Below are 3671 nucleotides of genomic sequence, written 5' to 3'. Positions count from 1 at the left end.
GCGGCTGGCCCACTCCGAGGCCAGGGATCCTGTCCGCGCCTTCCTGCCGGTGCTCGTCGAGCACGCTGCGCGCGATCGCCTGGCCTTCGCGCGGCCCGACGACGCCGGTCGTGGTGACGTCACGCCGCCAGCACCGACGAATGGGTGACGCGGTCGTCGACGTCTGGGTGCGCGACACGGGCGTCGAAGGGGCTCACTCACCGGGGGTGGCCGACGCCGGCGCGCTCGACGAGCACGAGCGCGACCGGTGGACCCGGTTCGTCGACGCCTCCTCGGCGAGGGCCTTCCTCGCGCTCCACCTGCTGGCGAGGTCGCAGATCGGCCTTCTCCTGGGGCGGCCCCCCGGATCCCTGCGTTTCGACAGGACGTGTCCCGACTGCGGTCGCCAGCACGGCCGCCCCCTCCTCGTCGACGACCCGGGACTCCATCTGTCCCTGAGCCGCACGGGCTCCGTCGTGGCCCTCGCGCTCAGTCGCTCCGGGCCGGTCGGGATCGACGTCGAGCAGACCCACGGGGCGCAGTTCGAGGGCTTCGGGCGGGTGGCCCTTCACGTTCGCGAGCGTGGCGCTGCCGTCGATGCCCCGTCCGGCGCTCCGTCTGACGCTCCGTCTGACGCGGCGTCGTGGGTGCGCAAGGAGGCCGCCCTCAAGGCCCTGGGTGTGGGGCTGCGCGTCGACCCGACGACGTTCGTGACCCCGCGGCCCGGCGTCTTCGCCGAGGTCGTGCCGGGTATGCCGGGTCTGACGGTGGTGGACGTCGACGCGCCCACCGGGTGTGCGGCGGCGGTGGCTCTCACGTCCGGTCCGGGCGGCCTCGAGGTCCGGCGCCACTGGGGCGCCACCGAGTGCGGCGGCGGCGCCGGTCACAGGCCCCCGACGGCCGGTTCGAGGCGAGGGAGAGGAGACGCCCAGAGCCAGCTGTAGAGGAGGGCGCGGGCCCGTTCGGCGGCGGCCGGACCCCCGGCGGCGCCGGACGCGTGCCGCACGTGCACGTCGACGAGGTCGACGAACTCGTCGGTGGTGACCGACCCGTGCCGGTGGCTCTGCACCCAGTCGCGCAGCAGCTCGAAGAAGACGCCGTCGCCGACCAGCAGGCGCAGGGCGTGCACGGTGAGGGCCCCCCGCTTGTAGACGCGGTCGTCGAACATCAGGACCGGGCCCGGATCGGCGAGGACGAGGTCCTGGGGCAGGCGGGCGAGACGGGACCAGTGGGTCTGCGCGCTGGCTCGGACGGGGACACCGTCGGCGTGCTCGGCCCACAGCCACTCGGCGTAGCAGGCGAACCCCTCGTTGAGCCAGATGTCGGCCCAGGTCGCCGGGGTGAGGCTGTTGCCGAACCACTGGTGGGCCAGCTCGTGGGCGACGAGCCGCTCGTGACGTCGGTGGCCCTCGAGCCAGTTGGGCCCGAACGAGGCCAGCGCGTGCGCCTCCAGGGGGATCTCGAGGTCGTCGGCCGTGACGACGACGGTGTAGTCGGCGAAGGGATACGGCCCGAAGAGCGACCCGAAGAGCTGCGTCATCTCGGGCAACCGGCCCAGGTCGTGCATGACGTCGCGCTCGTGGATCGCGGGCAGGACCACGGCGATCGGCACGTTCGTCCCGACGAGTGCGCGTCGGACGTAGCGCCCGACGTGCACCGACGCGAGGTAGGTCGCCATCGGGACGTGCTGCTCGAAGACGCGGCGCGTGCGGCTCCCACGGACCCGGGTCTCCACCAGGGTCCCGGTCACCACGACGTCGTAGGGCGAGTCCGACTCGAACGTGATCCGGTAGGTGGCCTTGGTGCTCGGGTGGTCGTTGCACGGGAACCACGTGGGAGCGCCGTTGGGCTGAGCGGCCACGAGGGCCCCCTCGGTGAGCTCCTCCCAGCCGACGTCGCCCCAGAGCGTGGCTGCGGGACCGGGCGTGCCGGCATACGTGATGGCGACCTGGGTGCGCCGACCGCGGGGGAGCGGTGCAGCCGGGGTGATGTGGACGCGCGGGCCGCGGTGGACCCACTTGGCGGGGGCGCCCCCGACGGACACCTTGAGCACGCGCAGGCCGACGAGGTCGACGACGAGCCGGCGCACGTCCTCGAGCACGGTGACGTCGAGGACCGCCCGGCCGGTGAGGCGGTTCGTCGACACCTTGTAATCGAGGTCGAGGTCGTAGTGCGTCACGACGTATGCCGGGTCGCCCCGGTCAGGCGTGTAACGGTCGGCGAGCAGGTGGACCTGTTGGGCGACGCTGCCAGTCATGGGGCGTCGGCTCCCACGGGTCGGGACTCGGGCGCGGGTCCGCGGTCAACCGCGAGCACCCCGCCGCTCCACGACGCGATCGGGTTGCCGGTCCAGCGGGTCCCGTGCGGCACGGCCTCACCCCTGAGCACGAGCGAACCGGGACCGACCGTGGCGGCCCTGCCGATGCTGGCCGCCGGGAGGATGACCCCGTTGGGGCCGAGCGTGGCTCCGTCCTCGAGCGTCACGGTGTCCATGCTCATGATTCGATCATGGAAGAGATGGGTCTGGAGAACGCAGCCCCGGTTCACGGTGGCCCCGTCGCCGAGCGTCACGAGGTCCGCCTCGGGAAGCCAGTAGGTCTCACACCAGACACCGTGCCCGATCCGTGCCCCGAGACTGCGCAGCCAGACGTTGATGGCGGGCGTGCCGGTCGCCGTCCACGCGAACCACGGACCGGCGACCATCTCGACGAACGTGTCGACGACCTCGTTGCGCCAGACGAAGGAGCTCCACAGCGGGTGCTCGACGGCACCGATGCGGCCGACGACGACCCACTTCGCCGCCGTCGTCACGGCGGCGGCGACGGCCCCGGCCGTCGTGAGGACGACACCGCCGAGGGCCGCGGCTCCGGCGAGCCCGACCAGGCTCACGAGCCATTGGAGGGCGATGAGGACGCTGGTCGCGATCGCCACGGTCACCATGACCGGCACGATCCGGCACAGCTCGACGAGTCCGCGAATCACCTTGAGCCGCAGGGGTGGCGCGAAGGTCCGCTCGTCGTCGGAACCCTGCGGTGGTCGTCGCAGGCGGACCGGCGGGCTGCCGAGCCAGCTCGATCCCGGCTTCGACTTCTGCGGCGCGGTCGAGAGCACCGCGACGAGTCCGTGCTTGGGCACGCGTCGGCCCGGCGCGGTCATCCCGCTGTTGCCGAGGAAGGCCCGCTTGCCGATCTTGGCGGGAGCGATGTGCACCCAGCCACGGGCGAGCTCGTAGCCGGCGACCATGGTGTCGTCGGCGAGGAAGGCTCCGTCCGCGACCGACGTCATCGCCGGGAGCAGGAGCACCGTCGACGCCTCGACGTCGCGCCCGACCTTCGCGCCCAGGGCGCGCAGCCACCACGGCGTGACGAGGCTCGCATAGATCGGGAAGAGCAGGGTGCGGGCCTGGTCGAGCAGTCGCTCGGTGGCCCACACCTGCCATCCCACCCGGCTCCGGACCGGGTAGTAGCCTTCCCGCAGCCCGAGGCCGAGGAGGCGCACGAGCACGATGGTGACCGCCGCGAGGGTGACCAGGGCGAGGACCGTCACGAGAGGCACCGCCGCGTATGCCGTGCCGACCACGTCGTGGGTCCGTGCCCGCCCGATCGGCTCACCGAGGAGCAGCACCCCGGGGAGCAGTGCGAGGAAGGGCAGGATCGACAGGACGACACCGGAGATCCCGTAGACCGCGAGCC

The 3671-nt window shown here is 72.7% G+C and carries 4 protein-coding genes; 2 read left to right on the top strand and 2 right to left on the bottom strand.

What is annotated here, in order from left to right; translation table 11 throughout:
- Positions 1 to 4: 4 nt before the first annotated feature.
- Both AC1DP0_RS19580 and AC1DP0_RS19575 read left to right on the top strand, forming a co-directional pair.
- Positions 5 to 148 (top strand): three-helix bundle dimerization domain-containing protein, encoded by a 144-nt coding sequence (locus tag AC1DP0_RS19580; RefSeq protein ID WP_478087781.1) that lies wholly within the window; start codon positions 5 to 7, stop codon positions 146 to 148.
- Positions 141 to 923 (top strand): 4'-phosphopantetheinyl transferase family protein, encoded by a 783-nt coding sequence (locus AC1DP0_RS19575; RefSeq protein ID WP_478087779.1) that lies wholly within the window; start codon positions 141 to 143, stop codon positions 921 to 923. Before AC1DP0_RS19580 ends, AC1DP0_RS19575 begins: the two co-directional genes overlap by 8 nt.
- On the opposite strand, the gene AC1DP0_RS19570 is transcribed toward AC1DP0_RS19575, so the two are convergent.
- On the bottom strand, positions 863 to 2236 hold the full coding sequence (locus tag AC1DP0_RS19570; RefSeq protein WP_478087775.1) for a M1 family metallopeptidase: 1374 nt from the start codon (positions 2234 to 2236) through the stop codon (positions 863 to 865). The two genes, AC1DP0_RS19575 and AC1DP0_RS19570, sit on opposite strands and share 61 nt — an antisense overlap.
- On the bottom strand, positions 2233 to 3671 hold a 1439-nt coding region (locus AC1DP0_RS19565; protein WP_478087771.1), incomplete at its 5' end, for a Pls/PosA family non-ribosomal peptide synthetase. The genes AC1DP0_RS19565 and AC1DP0_RS19570, both read right to left, overlap by 4 nt.

Source organism: Terrabacter sp. P5_B1, assembly GCF_056400505.1.
Note: the sequence above shows the minus strand (reverse complement) of the source record. Positions and strands in the feature narration are given on the sequence as shown.

What these genes read in the sequence shown, in the direction of transcription:
- AC1DP0_RS19570 (WP_478087775.1), bottom strand. Translation starts at nt 2,236, where the DNA reads ATGACTGGCAGCGTCGCCCAACAGGTCCACCTGCTCGCCGACCGTTAC.
- AC1DP0_RS19575 (WP_478087779.1), top strand. Translation starts at nt 141, where the DNA reads ATGGGTGACGCGGTCGTCGACGTCTGGGTGCGCGACACGGGCGTCGAA.